Source organism: Streptomyces sp. RKAG290 (genome assembly GCF_023701695.1).
Lineage (GTDB): Bacteria > Actinomycetota > Actinomycetes > Streptomycetales > Streptomycetaceae > Streptomyces.
This window is the reverse complement of sequence record NZ_JAJOZC010000001.1, coordinates 3,747,630-3,765,246: the sequence shown is the minus strand read 5'-3', so window position 1 is coordinate 3,765,246 and position 17,617 is coordinate 3,747,630. Positions and strand designations below refer to the sequence as shown.

General features: G+C 71.9%; 12 protein-coding genes and 3 pseudogenes. 8 read left to right on the top strand and 7 right to left on the bottom strand.

What is annotated here, in order from left to right:
* Positions 1-16 precede the first annotated feature (16 nt).
* Positions 17-352, bottom strand: coding sequence for a YbaB/EbfC family nucleoid-associated protein (locus tag LNW71_RS16460; protein WP_250972037.1), 336 nt, complete (start codon positions 350-352; stop codon positions 17-19).
* 391 nt (positions 353-743) lie between these two features.
* Here LNW71_RS16460 and LNW71_RS16455 point away from each other — a divergent pair, with 391 nt between their 5' ends.
* Positions 744-1,532, top strand: a complete 789-nt coding sequence (locus tag LNW71_RS16455; protein ID WP_285802737.1) for an SLATT domain-containing protein — start codon at positions 744-746, stop codon at positions 1,530-1,532.
* 103 nt (positions 1,533-1,635) lie between these two features.
* Here LNW71_RS16455 and LNW71_RS16450 read toward each other — a convergent pair.
* The 3 genes and pseudogenes from LNW71_RS16450 to LNW71_RS16440 form a co-directional block, all read right to left on the bottom strand.
* Positions 1,636-2,285: pseudogene (locus tag LNW71_RS16450) on the bottom strand (hypothetical protein).
* A 77-nt stretch (positions 2,286-2,362) separates the two neighbouring features.
* On the bottom strand, positions 2,363-3,184 hold the full coding sequence (locus LNW71_RS16445; RefSeq protein WP_250968913.1) for a GntR family transcriptional regulator: 822 nt from the start codon (positions 3,182-3,184) through the stop codon (positions 2,363-2,365).
* Between the two features lie 91 nt (positions 3,185-3,275).
* Entirely contained in the window at positions 3,276-4,640 is a 1,365-nt protein-coding gene (locus tag LNW71_RS16440) for an aspartate aminotransferase family protein (protein WP_250968912.1), read from the bottom strand.
* Positions 4,641-4,837: 197 nt separating this feature from the next.
* On the opposite strand from LNW71_RS16440, the gene LNW71_RS16435 reads away from it, so the two are divergent.
* The 5 genes from LNW71_RS16435 (at position 4,838) to LNW71_RS16415 (ending at position 10,571) form a co-directional block, all read left to right on the top strand.
* A complete protein-coding gene (locus LNW71_RS16435; RefSeq protein ID WP_250968911.1) occupies positions 4,838-5,431 on the top strand; it encodes a type 1 glutamine amidotransferase family protein in 594 nt (197 codons plus the stop codon).
* Positions 5,428-5,934: a MarR family winged helix-turn-helix transcriptional regulator gene (locus LNW71_RS16430; protein ID WP_250968910.1), complete on the top strand. Its 507-nt coding sequence runs from the start codon at positions 5,428-5,430 to the stop codon at positions 5,932-5,934. The genes LNW71_RS16435 and LNW71_RS16430 overlap by 4 nt, the downstream gene beginning before the upstream one ends.
* Before the next feature lie 315 nt (positions 5,935-6,249).
* Positions 6,250-7,878 carry a serine/threonine-protein kinase gene (locus tag LNW71_RS16425; protein ID WP_250968909.1) on the top strand — a complete coding sequence of 543 codons (1,629 nt, stop codon included), beginning with the start codon at positions 6,250-6,252 and terminating at the stop codon, positions 7,876-7,878.
* Positions 7,879-8,206: 328 nt separating this feature from the next.
* Positions 8,207-8,404, top strand: a complete 198-nt coding sequence (locus LNW71_RS16420; RefSeq protein ID WP_250968908.1) for a hypothetical protein — start codon at positions 8,207-8,209, stop codon at positions 8,402-8,404.
* Positions 8,405-8,579: 175 nt separating this feature from the next.
* On the top strand, positions 8,580-10,571 hold the full coding sequence (locus tag LNW71_RS16415) for a WD40 repeat domain-containing protein (protein ID WP_250968907.1): 1,992 nt from the start codon (positions 8,580-8,582) through the stop codon (positions 10,569-10,571).
* 57 nt (positions 10,572-10,628) lie between these two features.
* Here the strand turns inward: LNW71_RS16415 and dnaN are convergent.
* Positions 10,629-11,752 (bottom strand): annotated as a pseudogene (gene dnaN / locus LNW71_RS16410) (DNA polymerase III subunit beta).
* Positions 11,753-12,081: 329 nt separating this feature from the next.
* Between dnaN and LNW71_RS16405 the strand changes: the two are divergent.
* Positions 12,082-13,559 (top strand): annotated as a pseudogene (locus LNW71_RS16405) (helix-turn-helix domain-containing protein).
* Between the two features lie 65 nt (positions 13,560-13,624).
* Here the strand turns inward: LNW71_RS16405 and LNW71_RS16395 are convergent.
* Entirely contained in the window at positions 13,625-14,518 is an 894-nt protein-coding gene (locus tag LNW71_RS16395; RefSeq protein WP_250968905.1) for a glycoside hydrolase family 19 protein, read from the bottom strand.
* A gap of 328 nt (positions 14,519-14,846) precedes the next feature.
* A complete protein-coding gene (locus tag LNW71_RS16390; protein ID WP_374119526.1) occupies positions 14,847-15,707 on the bottom strand; it encodes a glycoside hydrolase family 19 protein in 861 nt (286 codons plus the stop codon).
* 320 nt (positions 15,708-16,027) lie between these two features.
* Between LNW71_RS16390 and LNW71_RS16385 the strand changes: the two genes are divergently transcribed.
* The gene (locus tag LNW71_RS16385) at positions 16,028-17,563 is read left to right on the top strand and encodes a substrate-binding domain-containing protein (protein WP_250972034.1); all 1,536 of its coding nucleotides are present in this window, start codon (positions 16,028-16,030) and stop codon (positions 17,561-17,563) included.
* Positions 17,564-17,617: the final 54 nt, after the last annotated feature.

Below are 17,617 nucleotides of genomic sequence, written 5' to 3'. Positions count from 1 at the left end.
TTGGGTATGTCCTTGGTCAGAAGGGGAGGCCCGGCATACCGCCCAGGCCCTGGGCCAGCGGACCGAGCTTCTGCTGCTGGAGCGCCTGGGCGTTCTCGTTCGCCGCCTGGACCGCCGCGACGACGAGGTCCGCGAGCGTCTCGGTGTCCTCGGGGTCCACCGCCTTCGGGTCGATCACCAGGCCGCGGAGCTCGCCGGCGCCGGTGACGGTCGCCTTTACCAGACCCCCGCCCGCCTGGCCGTCGACTTCGGTCCTCGCCAGTTCCTCCTGGGCCTCGGCGAGGTCCTGCTGCATCTTCTGGGCCTGCTGCAGCAGCTGCTGCATATCGGGCTGACCACCACCGGGAATCACGGTCACTCCAGGCATTTCGACGACAAATGTTTCGGTACGCCGAGCCTACGTGGTCCCCGGGCGGCGCGCCCCACCCACTGGCGGGCAACTCTTTCGAGTGAGACCGGGCCGGCGGTGGCGAGACTCCTATACCTGATCACAGCCCCTGCGCACCCGGGAATACCTCGATTTCGACCCCACGGCCCACCATTCGGCGGTAGGAAGGGCATGCGCCCCGGTACGTGTACGCGCACGGGTCGTCACGCAAGGTTACGCACGGGGACTGCCGGTCGCGTGGAGCGCGGGTGAGCAGAGGGCAGAGGGCAGAGATCCGCCCATCGTCGAGGACGCGGTCGAATCACACGCGTCGCTATGCAGCATGCAGAGGAGTACCCCGGTGAGTCAGCCGGAGATGCAGCCCGAAGGGCCGCCCCGCAACGATTCCGGTGTGCCCGGTCCGGCCGGTTCCGCCCCTTCCTCCGGTACGGGCTCCGGCGCGCAGGGACGGGAGGCGCACGGCCGGGATCTCACCGGGACGCCCTTCCCGCTCGGTGACTGGGGGGAACCCGCCCAGCGGCTCGACGAGCTGTACCGCTGGGTCGAGGCCGATGCGCTGCGCACCGCCGACTGGTATCTGGGCGACCGGGTCTGGAAGCGGCTCGGGGCCAGGGTGCTGCGGATGGGGACCGCGGTCGGCGCGGTCGCGGGTGCCGCGCTGCCGCTGCTCGACCTGACGGGTGCGCTGCACGACGCGGCGGGCTGGGGGTACCTGTCGCTGCTGCTGGGTGCCGCGTGCATGGCGTGCGACCGGTATTTCGGCCTGACCTCGGGCTGGATAAGGAATCTCGCCACCGCACAGGCCGTGCAGCGGCGACTCCAGGTGCTCCAGTTCGACTGGGCCTCGGAGTGCGTACGGGAGGTGCTGGGCCCGACCGAGGGGACGGCGAGCGAGGCGGCCGAGCGGTGCCTCGGGGTGCTGCGGCGCTTCTCGGAGGACGTCACGGAGCTCGTGCGGTCGGAGACCGCGGACTGGATGGTGGAGTTCCGGGCCGGTCCCGCGCCGATGGGGATGCAGGCGCTGGTGTCCGGCGGCGCGGGGAGCGGGCGGGCGGAGCAGGGGGTGCAGCCGGGGCGGTTCCCGCTGCAGTCGATGAGCCGGCCGAACATGCCGCGGCAGCGGCCGCCGGAGTCCCCGCGATGACCGGTGGGCGATGGCCGGTGGCCGCCGGCACATGAAGGGCCGCCGGCCGGCGACCGTTGCGCGGTGGTCGTCGCGGGGACTCCGGCGGGTGGGAGCCCTGCCGTCAGCTGAAAATGATCATTGAGCCCTGGGCGAGGCTGCGAGTGACCGCCGCGTGCAGACCCAGCCAGACGTGGCGTTCCCGGGCGAACGGGTTGTCGTCGTAAGGGATCGGACCGGCCGGTTCCTCCAGCGCGGTGGGCGCGGCGGGCGGCAGGGGGCGGCCGGCGGGTTGGCCGGATCGATGCCGATGGACGGGGCGACGAACTCCAGCTCCCGCAGCAGCCCGTGCGAGGAGCCGAGCGGGCCGCCGCCCTCCAGCAGGTCGTCGTTGGAGAGCGGGGAGGGGAAGTCCAGCGGGACGTACGCGCCCGCGTGGTCGTAGTGCCACACGAGGTGCGACTGCTGGGCCGTCGGCTCGAACATCTCCAGCAACTGCTCGTAGTCGCCGCCCAGTTCGTCCACGGGCGTGACGGCGAGGCCGCTGAGCTGGAGCAGATAGGCGCGGCGCAGGAAGTGCAGGGCGTCGTAGTCGAAGCCCGCGACCGGGGCCACGTCACCGGTCAGGCCCGGCATGTAGGCGTAGACGGGTACGGGCGGCAGCCCGGCCTCGCCCAGCGCTTTGTCGTAGACGGCTATCTCTTCGGCGAAGGGGTTGTCGGGGCTGTGGCACAGCACATCGACGAGGGGGACCAGCCACAGGTCACAGGCCATGAAGTCTCGCTCTCCAACGGGTGCGTGCGATGGTCGGGACAGCGTAATGCGGTCGGGACGTCGCGGACAGTGCTCCCTCATGACCGACTTCGCCGCGCCTTGCCCGGCGCCCTCGTCGGCCGGGGTTCAGGCCTGCGCGGGTCAGGTCCTCGGGCGGGCCGGGCCGCCGGTTCCGTCCGGCCCGGGCGGCTGCGTCCCGGGCCCGGGACGGGCCAGGTCCCGGATGCCAGGCGGTCCGCCCAGCTCAGCGCGTGGCCGTTGTAGTCGTCGATCACCACGCGCAGCGCGTCGCGGTCCCGGTGCGTGATCGCCGTGACGAGTTCGGCGTGCCCGTTCCAGAGCCAGTCCCGGACGTCCGCGTCGCCGCGCAGGTACGGCACGGCGAACACCCACGCCTGGACGCGCAGCCGGTGCAGGAAGTCGCTGATGTAGGAGTTGCCGACGAGCGCGCCCAGCTCGCGCCAGAACCGCAGGTCGTAGCCGATGAGTATGTCCAGGTCACCGCCGCGCGCGGCGCGGGCGGCCTCCTCGGCGCGGCGGCGTACGGAGACGAGCGCGTCCCGGTACGCCGTCTGCTGCGCGGGGGACTGCTCCTGGAAGACGCCCCGGATGACCCCGTCCATGACCAGGGTGCGGGCCTCCACCATCGCCCGGTAGTCCGCGACGGTGAACTCGTACACCCGGAATCCGCGGTGCTGATCGGATTCGAGCAGGCCCTGCGCGGAGAGGTCGAAGAGTGCCTCACGGACGGGCGTCGCGGAGACGCCGTACTGCTCGGCGATCTGCTTGACGGTGAACTCCCGTCCCGGCTGCAGACGCCCGGCGAGCACTTCGTCACGCAGCGCGTCCGCGATCTGCTGTCGCAACGTACTGCGGGTGACAGCTCCGCTCGCGCGCATGGCGCCCCTCCCCGTTTCGGTTTCGGCCACCTTAGACCGAGCGGACCGGCCGGACCGCCGGGCAGGGGAGGGGCGCCGTGCGCCGGCGCAGCTACGCGGTGTGCTCGTCGGCCACCGACAGGGCGGCGTCCAGGGCGGCGAGCCCCTCCTTGGCCTCGGCCTCGGTGACGTTGCAGGCAGGAACGGCGTGGGTGCGGTTCATGTTGATGAAGGGCCACAGGCCGTTCTTCTTCGCCGCCGCACCGAAGGCCGCCATCGGGGCGTTCGCCGCGCCTGTCGCGTTGTACGGGACCAGCGGCTCGCGGGTCTCCCGGTCGCGGACGAGCTCCAGCGCCCAGAAGGCGCCGAGGCCGCGGACCTCACCGACGCAGGGGTGGCGCTCGGCGAGGTCGCGCAGGCCGGGGCCGAGCACCGTCTCGCCGATGTGCGCGGCGTTCTCGATGACCTTCTCGTCCTCCATCACATGGATGGTGGCCACGGCGGCGGCACAGGCCAGGGGGTGGCCGGAGTAGGTCAGTCCGCCCGGGTAGGGGCGGGTCTCGAAGGTGGCGGCGATCTCGGCGGAGATGGCGACGCCGCCGAGCGGTACGTAACCGGAGTTGACGCCCTTGGCGAAGGTCAGCAGGTCCGGCGCCACGTCGAAGTGGTCGGCGGCGAACCACTTGCCGGTGCGCCCGAACCCGGCCATCACCTCGTCGAGGACGAAGACGATGCCGTACCGGTCGCAGATCTCCCGGACCCCGGCGAGGTAGCCGGGCGGCGGCGTCATGATGCCGGCCGTGCCCGGGATGGTCTCCAGGATGATCGCGGCGATGGTCGCGGGGCCCTCGTAGGCGAGGGTGTCCTCCAGGTGCTGGAGCGCGCGGGCGCACTCCTCCGCCTCGGTCTCGGCGTAGAACGGCGAGCGGTAGAGGAACGGGGCCCAGAACCGGACGACGCCCGCCGAGCCGTTGTCGGACGCCCAGCGGCGCGGGTCACCGGTCAGGTTGATCGCGGTGGACGTGGCGCCGTGGTACGAGCGGTAGGCGGAGAGCACCTTCGTGCGGCCGGTGTGCAGCCGGGCCATCCTGATGGCGTTCTCGACGGCCTCGGCGCCGCCGTTGGTGAAGAAGATCTTGTCCAGGTCGCCGGGGGTGCGCTCGGCGATGAGGCGTGCGGCCTCGGAGCGCGACTCGATCGCGAAGGCGGGCGCGAAGGTCGTCATCTTCCCCGCCTGCTCCTGGATCGCGGCGACGACGGTGGGGTGCTGGTAGCCGATGTTGGTGTAGACGAGGCCGCTGGTGAAGTCCAGGTAGCGGTTGCCGTCGTAGTCCCAGAAGTACGCCCCCTCGGCGCCGGCGACGGCGAGCGGGTCGATCAGGCCCTGGGCGGACCAGGAGTGGAACACGTGCGCGCGGTCGGCGGCCTTCACGGCCGCCCCGGCGGCGGAGTCGGCAGGAGGGGGATGAGGGGTCATACGACGAGCGTAGGCGGCTGCGGACGCCGCCCGATATGGCCATCTTGTATGGCCTGGACCGCGTGATTCGGCAGGGTGTCGGGTCGTCCGGGGCCCGGCCGCACGGACCCCGACCGCGCGCACCTCGACCAATTGACAACACATTGTCGAAATGACAGCATGTTGGCATACACGTTCTTCCCGTCGAGGAGGCCGTCATGACCCGCAGGACCGCACACCTTGCCGTGTACGACACCTTCGCCGACTGGGAGACCGGGCACACGACCGCCCATCTCGCCCGCAACGGCTTCACCGTGCGGACGGTCGGCCCCACCACCGCCCCCGTCACCAGCATCGGCGGGCTGACCGTCCAGCCCGGTCTGTCGCTCGCGGAGCTGCGCCCCGAGGACAGCGAGCTGCTGATCCTGCCGGGCGCGGACCTGTGGGACACCGGCGACGCACTCGCACCGTTCGCCCGCGCCGCCCGCACCTTCCTGGACGCGGGCGTGCCGGTCGCCGCGATCTGCGGGGCGACGGCGGGGCTGGCCCGTGAGGGGCTGCTCGACGAGCGGGCGCACACGAGCGCGGTGTCCTTCTACCTGGCAGCCACCGGTTACGCGGGCGGCAAGCACTACGTCGACGCCGACGCGGTCACCGACGGCGACCTGATCACCGCCGGTCCGACCGAGCCGGTCGCGTTCGCCCGTGAGGTCTTCGCCCGGCTCGGTGTGTACGACGCCGTGAAGCTCGACGCCTGGTTCCGGCTCTTCCACGACTCGGACGCGAGCGCGTACGAGGTGCTCCAGGGATGAGCCGCGCGGACCAGGACCGGCTGAGCCGGACCGCTCTCGGGGTCTTCCGCCTCAACGGTCAGTTCCTCACCGTGTCGGAGGAGCTGACCCGGCCGGCCGGCCTGACCGCCGCGCGCTGGCAGGTGCTCGGCGCGGTGCTGAACGAGCCGCTGCCGGTCGCCGGAATCGCCCGCGCCATGGGCATGACCCGCCAGGGCGTACAACGGACCGCCGATCTGCTGGTGGACAAGGGCCTCGCGGAATACGTCCCGAACCCCGCCCACCGCCGGGCCAAACTGCTGCGCCCCACACAGGAGGGCCACGCAGCGATCTCCCGAATCGGCCCCGGCCACGCGGAGTTGGCCGCACGTCTGGCCCAGGAGCTGGGCGCGGAGGGCTTCGCGGAGACGGTACGAGTACTGGAACGCCTGTCAGAGGCGATGGACACCCTGAGAACAACCCCAGAGTCATCCCCACCCGCCACCCCCGGCGCGTCCGGCACCCACAGCCCGTCCGGCGATTGAGGACGGAACCGGCACCGCGGACCGGGAAGCCCTCACGGACGACGGGAAATCGAGCCCACCCGACACCCCAGCCCACCCGGCACCCCCGAGCCGGCCCCGCACCACCCAGCCCGTCCGGCGCTTGAGGACGGAACCGGCACCGCGGACCGGGACGCCCTCGCGGGACCGGCTCGCGAGGGCCGGAAAATCGAGCCCGTCCGGCGATTGAGGACAAGTCCCGGCCGGGGACCGGGCAACCGCACCCCGCCACGCCTCGACCACGCCGCTATTCTCGACCCGTCCGGCGTGTCGCCGTACGGGGGAGGACTGCACACCATGGAGAAGCTCGGGTCCGCCGATCCGCAACGCATCGGCGCGTACCGCCTGCTGGGCCGGCTCGGCGCAGGCGGCATGGGCCAGGTGTACCTGGCCCGCTCCGACCGCGGACGTACGGTCGCCATCAAGCTCGTGCGTGAGGAGCTGGCCGAACAGCAGGAGTTCCGCGACCGGTTCCGCCAGGAGGTGCAGGCCGCCCGCCAGGTCGGTTCCACCTGGACCGCGCCCGTGCTGGACGCCGACACCGAGGCCGCCGTGCCGTGGGTGGCCACCGGATACGTCGCCGGCCCCTCCCTCCAGACCACCGTCACGGGCCGCGCGAGCACCTCGGCAGGCCCGGCCCCGGGGGCGTACGGCCCGCTGCCCGAGCGGTCGGTCCACATCCTGGGTGCCGGTCTCGCCCATGCCCTCAGGGCCATCCACGCGGCCGGCGTCATCCACCGCGACCTCAAGCCCTCCAACATCCTGCTGACCATCGACGGGCCCCGGGTCATCGACTTCGGCATCGCCCGAGCCCTCGACACCGTCACCGACGGCGGTCTCACCCGCACCGGCGCCCTGGTCGGCTCCCCCGGCTTCATGTCGCCCGAGCAGGTGCGGGGCGAGCGGGTGACCACGGCGTGCGACGTGTTCTGCCTGGGCTCGGTGCTGGCGTACGCGTCCACCGGGCGGCTGCCGTTCGGCGCGGCGGCCAGCGGGGTGCACGCACTGCTGTTCCGGATCGCGCAGGAGGACCCGGACCTGACCGGGGTGCCGGTCGACCTCGTGGAACTGATCCAGGACTGCCTGCGCAAGGACCCGGAGGCGAGACCGACGACGGACGAGATCCTGGACCGGCTGTCCGAGGACCACACGGCGGAGCCCTGGCTGCCCGGCGCGCTCATCGCCCAACTCGGCCGCCACGCCGTGGAACTGCTCGACTCGGAGGACCCGGAGGACGCGGTCCCGGCCGACGCGGTCCCGGCCGGCCCGGTCCCGACCAGCCCGGTCCCGGCCGACACGACCCCCGCCGACGCGATCCCGGCCGACGCGGCAACGCCGCCGAACGGCACACCCCCGCAGGACACACCACCCCCGCACGCCCCCGCGACCCCCGCGACCCCCGCAGCTCCCGCGGCCGCCGCGGCCGCCGCAGCCGCCGCCGTACCGGCACCGGACGTACCGGCCCCCGACGCGGCGTCCCCGGCCGAACCACCCACGCCCCCGCAGCAGTCCGTACCCGGCAGCGTCCACACCCTCCCCACCACGGTCGGTCTCCACGCGCCGCAGGCGTCCCCGACGGACGGGCCACCACCGCCCGGACCCCCGCACCCGCGCCCTCCCCCGGGTACGGCTATCCGCAACTGCCCGCCCAGCCGTACCCGGGCCAGGGATACGGCTATCCGCAACAGCCGACCCCCAGCCACGGATACGGCTATCCGCAGCAGCAGAACCCCGACCACGGGTACGGGTATCCGCAGCAGAAACCCCACCAGGGCTACGCGTACGGATATCCGCAGCAGCCCGGTTTCGGCTCCACGCCCCCGTACGGCCCGCAGTACCCGGCGGCGAACCAGGACCCCGCACCCGCCCGCAGGGGCGCCGGCTCGACCGTCGCGCTCGTCGCGATCGCCGTTCTCGTGGCCATAGGGGCCGGCGGTTCCGTCTACGCGCTGATGAACGACGGCGGCGACACCAACGCCTCCCCGACGCACTCGACGAGCCCCTCCCCGTCGGACGACTCCTCCAACTCCCCCTCCCCCGACGGCCCCCAGGACCCGTCCCCAGCGACGACGCGCAGAACGGCAGCGAAGAGGGCGGCGTCCCCGAGGGCTACCTGGGCACCTGGTCCGGCTCCATCGACAACGCCTCCGGCCACTCCACCCGCGAACTCGTCATCCAGCAGGGCCGGGCCGGCGACGCCGTCCTCACCCTCACCGCCGAGGGCCCGACGGACACCGGCGGCACCTACCGCTGCGTGTTCCAGGCCGACCTGACGGCCGACGTCAGCGGGGACGAGCCGCTCCAGGTCGGGCCGTCCACGGTGACGCTCGGCCGGCCCATGTCGTCCTGCACACCGGGCAGCGCCACCACGCTCACCCTCCTCCCGGACGGCACCCTGAGCCGCGAGAACACGGCCACCGGCGAGAAGCTCGCGTACACGAAGTCCGGCTGACCGGAGAGGGTCACGGCACGAGTCCGGCGCCTGGCCGGGTCCGCCGACGCCCCCACCTGGGCACCTGTGTAAAACCTGTGAAGGTCATGACATACCCTGCGGTCCTGGGCCGCACCCCGTTCTCATCTCCGGGTGCCATGCGGCCCTCTTCACCGTGGGGGTAGACATCAGCATCTTGCGTACGCGAAGAATCTCCACCGCGACCTCGCTCGCGGTCCTCTTCAGCTCAGTGGTACTGGTCGGCGGTGCGGCGAATCCGGCCGCCGCCGACTCCAGCAGAATCCTTCCTGCCGCGTCCGTCGGCGACATCGTCGCCGACGGCGTGCACAAGCGGGTCTTCATCAGCGACCCGGTCGGCGGCAAGGTCCTCGTCGCCGACTACAACGGCGCGGTCGTCGCGACGATCCCGTCGCTGCCCGGGGTGACCGGCCTCGACCTGTCCGCCGACTCCGGCACCCTCTTCGCCGCCGTACCTGGCGCCGATGCCATCGTCACCATCGACACGGCGGCCCTCAAGGAGTCGGCCCGGTACGCCACCGGCGAAGGCACGGGCCCGAAGTACCCGGCGCTCGCGGGCGGCAAGCTCTGGTTCGGGTACGCCGGGGGCGGCTCGGGCCACCTCGGCTCGCTCGACCTGAGCGGCGCCGAGCCGGTCGTGGACCTGGGCCAGGAGACGAACGGCACCTGGACCTACGCGCCGACCCTGGCCTCCACCCCGGGCGCGCCCGACGTGCTGGCCGCCGGTATCGAGAGCCAGAGTCCGACGGAGCTCGCCACGTACGACGTGGGCTCGGGCACGGCCGTGCGGACCGCGTACCTCTTCGCGAACGGGAGCAACCTGCGCGACCTCGCGCTCAGCCCGGACGGCTCGCAGCTCGTGGTCGCCAGCGGCGCTCCGTACACCCACCAGGTGTACCGGACCTCGGACCTCAAGCCCGACATCGCGTACCCGTCCGACGCGTACCCCAACGCCGTCGACATCGCCCCGGACGGGACGGTCGCCGCCGGCATCGACGGCTGGTACGAGCCGGACGTCTACGTGTACAAGCAGGGCGTCACCGCCAAGCCGGTGCGGACGTACGACTTCCCCAACACCGGTTACACCAGCGGTTCGGACACCCTGGACCCGGCCGGCCTGGCCTGGGCACCGGACACCAGCCGGCTCTTCGCCCTCACCGTGAACAGCAACGGTGTCCGCTCGCTGCGGGTGCTCACCGACCCCGTCAGGTCCGTGACCACGGTCACGGTCACCGCCCCGGCGAAGGCGACGCGCGGCAAGAAGCTCACCGTCACCGGCAAGGCCGCGTCGAACAGCGCGTTCGCCGCGGGCGCCAAGGCCACGGTGACACGTACCGACCTCGAGTCGGCCAAGGGCAAGGCCCTGCCCGCGGTGGCCCTGAAGTCGAACGGCACGTTCTCCTTCACCGACACCCCGCCCGCCGGCGGCACGGTCACCTACAAGGTGTCGTACGCGGGCGACGCCACCCACTCCCCGGGTTCGGGCAGCGACAAGGTCGCCGTCTCCCGAGCGGCCACCTCGCTGACCCTGAACCACAACAAGGCGCTGTACGCCTACGGCACCGACGTGTCGTTCACCGCGCACCTCGGCACGACGTACAGCAGCCGCACCGTCGAACTGTGGGCGGACCCGTACGGCACGGACAAGCCCAGGAAGCTGGTGAAGACCGGCAAGGTCAGCTCCAAGGGCAATCTGTCCGCCACGGTCGACATGACCCGGGACACCACCGTCACCGCCGTCTTCAAGGGCGACGGCCGCTACGCGCCCAGGACGGTCACGTCCACGGCGTACGCGAAGGTCAGGGTCTCGACCACCGTCTCCAAGCAGTACCGGACGGCGAAGATCGGCTCCACCTCGTACGCGTACTTCCACAAGAAGACCGACCCGGCCTTCACCACGACGATGAGCTACTTCAAGAACCGCAAGTACCGGCTCGCCCTGGAGATCTACTACCAGGGCAAGTGGTACGACGCGGGCCAGCAGTACTTCAAGCTCGGCACCAACGGCAAGTCGATCGTGACGCTGACCGGCGCCCACGACACGGGCTACCGGATGCGTGCCCGCGCCTCGTACGTGGACAGCGAGTCGGGTGACTTCCTGAACACGACCACCCACGGCGCCTGGAAGTACTTCTACTTCACCAAGTAGCCGGAGCAGGGACGCGGGAGGGGTGCGGGGCCGGGCGCAGTCAGCCCGGCCCCGCGCCTACAACAGCGGCTTGACCGACATGAGCAGGTGCTGGTGGGGCCCCTCCAGCAGACCCGTCGCGTCCTCGCGGTCCGCATGTCCGGTGACCATGGCGCGCTGCCCCGGCCCCATCAGGTGGAACCGGACCACCGGGGTGTCGAACGAGGACAGCGCGTCCATCAGGTAGGTGGGGTTGAAGGCGACCGTCAGCTCGTCGGTGCCCGCCAGTTCGGCAGGCAGCCGCTGGGACGCCACGTCGTCCTCGTAGCCGGCCTGCAGAAGCACGGAGTCCGGCCGGAAGGCGAACTGGAGCGGGCTGTCGCCGTCAGCCACCACCGAGACCCGCTTCACCGCCTCGACCAAGGGCTCGAGGTCGGTCACCGCCGTCACCGGGTCCTTCATCGCGAACAGCTTGTCGTGGCGCGGCAGCCGGCCGTCCAGCAGGCGCACCGTGGTGCGCATCCCGGCCAGCTCGAAGCCCGCCGAGCCGTTGTCCAGCGCCAGGCTGACCAGGCCGGAGCGGCCGAAGGAGCGGGCGATCTCGGTGAGCCTGCGGGCCGAGACCACGACATCGGCCGACACACCGGCCGCCGCGGGCTTCCACCCGAGGGTGCGGACCGCGAAGCGGTACCGGTCGGTGGCCGCCAGGGTCATCCGGTCACCGTCGAGTCCCAGCCGGATACCGGTGAGCGTCGGCAGCGTGTCGTCCCGGCCCGCCGCCACCGTCACGTCCGCGACGGCCGCCGCGAACTCCTGGCTGTCCACGGCCCCGAGGACCTCCGGCAGCGGAGGCAGCGCCGGGTAGTCGTCGAGCGGCAGCACCGACAGTCCGAAGCCCGCGCCGCCGCCGGTCACCGTGAACCGGGAGCCCTCCACCGCGCACTCCACGGCCCCTCGGGCAGCACCCGGCACACGTCCAGCAGCCGGCGGCCCATGACCAGCACCCGGCCCGGCCGTTCGGTCCCGGCGTCCACCTCGATCCGGGCGGATGCCTCGTAGTCGAGGCCGGAGACGGACAGCCGGCCGTCCGCCGCTTCCAGCAGCAGACCGCCCAGCACGGGAACGGGTGACCGCGTGGGCAGCACCCGGGCCGCCCAGGCGACGGCGTCGGCCAGTACGCCGCGCTCGATCCGGAACTCCATGGTGGTGACCTCTCCTCGTGCGCCGACCATCTCTGGTCTCCGACGCTAAGGGTCACCACTGACAACGCGGCGCGCAGCGGCGGTTGCGGCCGACGGCAGCGGCCACCCCCGTGAGCCGCTGCCGTCGTCCCCCGTGCCTCTCCCCCGAAAGGCCCGCAACCGCGTTCGGACTCTAGGCCGGTGGGTAGGGGCCGGTAAAGATTCAGTTCGCACTGTGTGGCCGGGCGGAGGTATCAGTCCGCACAACCGAACCGGTACTCTGCACTCCGGTTTCCGGCAGGAGCGGGGGAAGTGTGCACGCGGGGAGTCGGGCCGACGACGTCATGAGGATGCTCGGACTCGCCCGGGCCGGTGGCTCCCAGGAGCTGTTGCGCTGGGTGTCGGGCCGTGCGGACGGCTGGGCGGGCCTGGTCGGCCGCGACGGCACCGTTCTGCACGGCGTCGCCCGGGACCCGGATGCCGCGAGCGCCGGATCGGCCGCACTCGCGGCCGAGGGTGCGAAGGAGCTGACGGCGCTCGGCGCCCGCTCCCTCGCGTTCGACAAGGGGCCGCAGGCCGCCCTGCTGTTCTCCCTGGACGGCCCGTCGGGCGTGGCCGCACCGGTCTTCGGCGTGGTCGGCCGGCGCCCGCTCCCGGACGGGCTTCCCACGCTGGTGGCCGACGCCGCGCTGCCGCTGGCCATGTGCTGGGCGGCCGAGACCGTCGAGCGCAAGCGCCGTCGCGTCGATCTGGCGGAGTCCCGCGGCCGGGAGGCGGTACTTCATCTACTCATGACCGGCCAGCTGTCGATCGCGCACCAGGTGGCGGGCGCCCTGAAGCCCAGCCTGCCCGACCCGGTCCGGGTCTGTGTCGTCGAGTGCCCGGGCGACAGCCGTGACGAGGTCGCCCGGATCTGCGCGGACCTGTCCGGCGGGCGGTCGTGGATCATCCGGTGCCCGGTCTACGCGCGCCATCTGATCCTCATCGCGCCGGCCGGACCGGAACCGGCCGACGGGCAACTCGGCCCGGAGGTGGCCGCGGTGGTGGCCGACTGCGTCGTGGGCATCAGCGAGGACGTGCCGCTGCCCGACACGGCGACCGCGTACCGCCAGGCGTTCCACGCGCTGGCCGTGGCCCGCGGGCTGCCCGGCCGGCACGCCCGCTTCGGGTCGGCTCCCGAGCCCGCGCTCGTGGTCGGTGCCGAGGGGGCGCGGTGGGCCGACGCGCTGCTGGCCCCGCTGCTCAGCTACCTGCCCCGCCGCAGCCAGGACCCCGGCAGTCAGGAGCTCGCGGCGACCCTCGCGTCCTGGCTCGCCTTCTCCTCGCACGCGACCGGGCATCTGAAGATCCACCGCAACACCCTGGCCGCCCGGCTGCGGCTGATCGGTGAGCTGCTGGACCTGGATCTGAACCGGGTCGCCGACCAGGCCGCGCTCGACCTGGCGCTGTGCATCCGCGCCACGCCCACCCTGCCCGTCCCGGCCGTCCGGCCGGGGGCACCACGGCGCCCGCCCTCTCGCTGGACGAGATCCTGCGCATCCCCGCGGTCCGTTCCTGGGCGGCCCAGCAGCTGCGCCCGCTCGGCATCCCCGGGGCGGCCGGCGCCGCCGACCCGCACACCACGCTGCGCACCTGGCTGGCGTGCGAGGCCCAACTGGGCGCGGCCGCCGAGGCGCTGGAGATCTCCGTGCCCGGAATGCGCAAGCGGCTGACCCGGCTGGAAACGGTGCTCCAGCGCTCGCTGCTGCGGTCGCCGAGCGCCCGCTACGACCTGTGGCTGGCGTTCCGGGCGCTGGACATCGCCGAGGACATCACCGAGGACCGGTAGCGGCGACAGGGGGTGCCTCCGGCCGTGAAGCCGGAAGCACCCCCTGTCCACGGGATCTCAGCGGGTCAGCAGCTCAGGTTCGACCCGGGCGTGGTGCCGAGGATCGACACGAACGCCTGGTACTTGTCGATCCGGCTCTGCACCTGAGCGGGGTTGCCGCCGTTGCACTCGATGGAGCCGTTGATGGAGCGGATCGTCTCACCGAATCCGGCGCTGTTCACCATGGCGTTGTGGGGGGTCATGGTGCCGGGACCGCTCTGGGTGTTCCAGTACCAGAGGCCCGTCTTCCAGGCCACGGCCGCGTCCTGCTCGACCAGGTAGGGGTTGCCCAGGAGGTCGATGCCGAGTGCGTCGCCCGCTGCCTTGTAATTGAAGTTCCAGCTGAGCTGGATCGGGCCGCGGCCGTAGTACGCGGACTGCCCGGCAGGGCAGCCGTAGGGCTGGCTGCTGTCGCAGTAGTGGGGGTAGTTGGCCGTGTTCTGCTCGACCACGTACACCAGGCCGCCCGTCTCATGGCTGACGTTGGCGAGGAACGCCGCCGCCTCCTGGCGCTTGACCGTGTCGCTGCCGGTGTTGGCGAAGCCCGGGTAGGCGTCCAGCGCGGCGGTCAGCCCGCTGTAGGTGTAGAAGGAGTTGCGGCCCGGGAACATCTGGTTGAACTGCGCCTCGCTGACGATGAAGCCGGCGGAGGAACCGGGGTCGCCCGGGTCCGTACCGCCGCCGCCACAGCTTCCCTGGTCGGCCCAGACGTCGGAGCTGCCCGGCGTCTCGTTCTGGGTCCACCACTTGGCGGTCCAGTTGTGGCCGTTGTAGGAGGCGGCTCCACCGCCGGTGTACACGGACGAGGAGTTCCAGGCGCCCGCGCACTCGGCCGCGGACGCGGTGGTGGCGGGGAGAATGACGACCGTCGCGACAACCGCGCCCAGCGCGGCGAGCAGGCCCATGATGCGTCTGATCATGTGAGCACTCCTTAGGCGCGGCGCACCGAGCTCATCGGTGCGCCGCCATGGGGGGTGACCGACACTCAAGCGCTGCTGGTCTGAACCTGTCAAGGTCTAGACCAACGCGGGGATTCCTTCCCGACGAATCCTCCACACGGAGGGCACCGCACACCCTCCTCCGTCAAGGGAGCCTTCAGCAGGGCCGATTACGGAGGGAGCCACTCCGCAACGGCGCCCGGACGCCGACGGGCCCGAAGGTAAAAACCTTCGGGCCCGTCCAGCATGCGGGACGCCGTACTGTCCGACCGGTCAGCCGCCCGCCGCGCACGAATCGCCCGCCGCACCCTCAGCAGGTGAGCCCCGAACCCGGCTTCGTACCGATGATGCCGGTGATGCGCTCGTACTTGGCCACCCGCGCCGCCACGGACGCGGGGTTGCCGCCGTCGCACTCCAGCGACCCGTTGAGCGAGCGGATCGTCTCACCGAAGCCTGCCCCGCTGACCATGGCGTGGTGCGAGGTCATGGTGCCCGGACCGTTCTGGGTGTTCCAGTACCAGAGGGCGGTCTGCCAGGCGACCGACGGATCCTGCTCGACCAGCCACGGGTTGTTCAGCAGGTCGAGGCCGAGCGCGTCACCGGCGGCCTTGTAGTTGAAGTTCCAGCTGAACATGATCGGGCCGCGGCCGTAGTACGCGGACTGACCGGCCGGGCAGCCGAAGGGCTGGCTGTAGTCGCACTTGATCCAGTAGTTGGCCTCGTTGATCTCCTTGACGTACTGCAGACCGACCGACTCGAAGTCGGCGTGCGTCAGGAACGCCGCCGCCTCCCGGCTCCGCGTCGCCTCGTTCCCGGTGTTCGCGAAGCGGGGGTAGGCGTGCAGCGCGTCGATCAGGCCCTGGTACGTGTAGAAGGCGTCGCGGTCCGGAAATATCTCGTCGAACTCCGCCTCACTGATGACGAAGTCGGAGACCCCGCCCGTACAGGCCCCGCGGTCCTTCCAGACTCTGGTGGCTCCCGGATTGTCGTTCCGCGTCCACCACTTCGCCGTCCAGTTGCGGCCGTGGTGCGAGACGGCGCCACCGGCCCGGTAGACGGTCGACGAACTCCAGACCGGTGCGCACGGGGCCGAGGCCGTGGTGGCGGGCGCGGCGTTCGCCGCGGCGGGAAGGAAGGCCGCCGTCGCGATGACGGCGCTCAGTACGGTCAGAACGCTCTTGATGCGGTTCAGCGCTGCTCACTCCTTCGACAGGCACGGTTCGTCGGGCACGGCCCCCGCGCACACCGGCGGGCGGGCCGTCCTGGCACCCCGACACCCAATCCCTGTTGGTCTGGACCTGTCAAGGTCTAGACCAGCCCTCCGGTGGTCGGCCGCACCTCACCCCTGACCACCGGACGAACAGCGGGCGAACGTCGCCCGAAGGAAACACCCATCGGCCCCAACTCCCTTTCTTCGCACGTACGGTGACGCGCACCGCAGGCCGGCGGCCGCGGGTGCGCACGCACCCCCGAGGAGAGCTGGTGAAGGCCGTGGAGTGGTTCAGCGCCGAGAACATCGTGGCCGTGCTCACCGCCGTGCTGGGCGTCCTCGCCTCCGTGGGCGTGCTCTGGTACGAGCGCCGCGTGCCCCGCCGCAAACGCATCGGCTACCGGGTCCAGATGGACACCCCGATCGGCAGCGACGCCGGCCAGGCGCGGGCCAACGTACGGCTCGGACTCTTCGACGAGACCCCGGACATGTCCGACGCCACGCTCGTCCTGCTGCGCATCGAGAACGACGGCTCGCAGTCCATCACCCGCGGCGACTACACCGGCCCTGACGAGCAACTGCACGGCCTGGTCGTCGGGTTCTCCGAACGCCGGGTCCGCGGCATCGCGGTCACCCACTCCCCCGGCGCCGACCACCTGATGGACCACTTCACCCCGGCCGCCGGACTCCGCGGGACCGGCTCCCTCATCCGGCTGCCGCGCGTACCGCTCAACCGGGGCGAGCACTTCAAGCTCCTGGTCCTGCTCACCGGAGGGCGGGTGGGCAGCCCGATCCGGGTCACCGGAGGCATCCGGGACGGCGAGGTGACGCCGAACAAGGCGGCCCGCCCCGACGAGAAGCCCCCGCTGTTCGGCCGGGCCGCGCGGTTCATCACCGTCGCACTGACCGTCTGCGTCGTCACGCTGGCCGCCATCATCCTGGTGCGCGACGACACCCCGCCCCCGATCGGCTGCGCCCGCGGCGAGCTGACCCTGACCGGCTCGACCGCCTTCGAGCCGGTCCTTCAGGAACTGGCGGTGAAGTACGGCAAGGCGTGCGAGGGGGCGACCGTCACGGTGGACGCGCACGGCAGCACCGCCGGGATAAGAGAACTGGCCGAACGGGGTGCCGGAGCCGGGCGGTCCGGATCGCCGGCCCTCGTGGCCCTCTCCGACGGCCCGAAGCCGAGCGGCTTCCCGCAACTGCGCGAGAACCGCGTCGCCGTCTCGCTCTTCCGCCTGGTCGTCAACGACCGGGTGCCGCTGAAGAACCTCACCCGGGACACCGTCCGCCGGATCTACCGCGGCGACGTCCGCAACTGGAAGGAGGTCGGCGGCCCCGACCTCCCCGTGCTGCTGGTCAGCCGGGACGCCAACTCCGGCACCCGGGAGGTCTTCCAACGCCGGGTCCTGGGCCGCAACGAGCCCGCCCAGTCCTCCCGCGACTGCACCACGAAGGACGACCCGCAGGCCCCCGTCATCCGCTGTGAACTCGACTCCACCGAACAGGTCCTGGCCACGGTCGGCCGGCTCCCCGGCGCGATCGGCTACAGCGAACTGCGCTCCGGCACCAGACCGGCAGGGGCGCACCAGCTCGCCATCGACGGCACCACCCCGTCCGTCGACACGATCGGCACCAGCAGCTACCCGTACCGGGAGATCGAGTACGCGTACACCTACGGCAGCCCGCCCGCCGACTCACTGGCCTCCAGCTTCCTCGCCTACCTCAGCCGCGGCAGCGGTCAGGACGTCGTCCGCACCCACGGCCACCTGCCGTGCGCGACGCCGCAGGGGCTGCGGATCTGCGGCGAGGACTGAGGCCGCACATGCGGGAGGGCCGGGACGCTCGGCGCCCCGGCCCTCCTTCCGCTC

Excerpts from the sequence above, each read along its gene's own strand:
- LNW71_RS16435 (WP_250968911.1), top strand. The coding sequence starts at position 4,838 with ATGACCCGCAGGACCGCACACCTTGCCGTGTACGACACCTTCGCCGAC.
- LNW71_RS16445 (WP_250968913.1), bottom strand. The coding sequence starts at position 3,184 with ATGCGCGCGAGCGGAGCTGTCACCCGCAGTACGTTGCGACAGCAGATC.
- LNW71_RS16455 (WP_285802737.1), top strand. The coding sequence starts at position 744 with ATGCAGCCCGAAGGGCCGCCCCGCAACGATTCCGGTGTGCCCGGTCCG.
- LNW71_RS16425 (WP_250968909.1), top strand. The coding sequence starts at position 6,250 with ATGGAGAAGCTCGGGTCCGCCGATCCGCAACGCATCGGCGCGTACCGC.
- LNW71_RS16440 (WP_250968912.1), bottom strand. The coding sequence starts at position 4,640 with ATGACCCCTCATCCCCCTCCTGCCGACTCCGCCGCCGGGGCGGCCGTG.
- LNW71_RS16395 (WP_250968905.1), bottom strand. The coding sequence starts at position 14,518 with ATGATCAGACGCATCATGGGCCTGCTCGCCGCGCTGGGCGCGGTTGTC.
- LNW71_RS16430 (WP_250968910.1), top strand. The coding sequence starts at position 5,428 with ATGAGCCGCGCGGACCAGGACCGGCTGAGCCGGACCGCTCTCGGGGTC.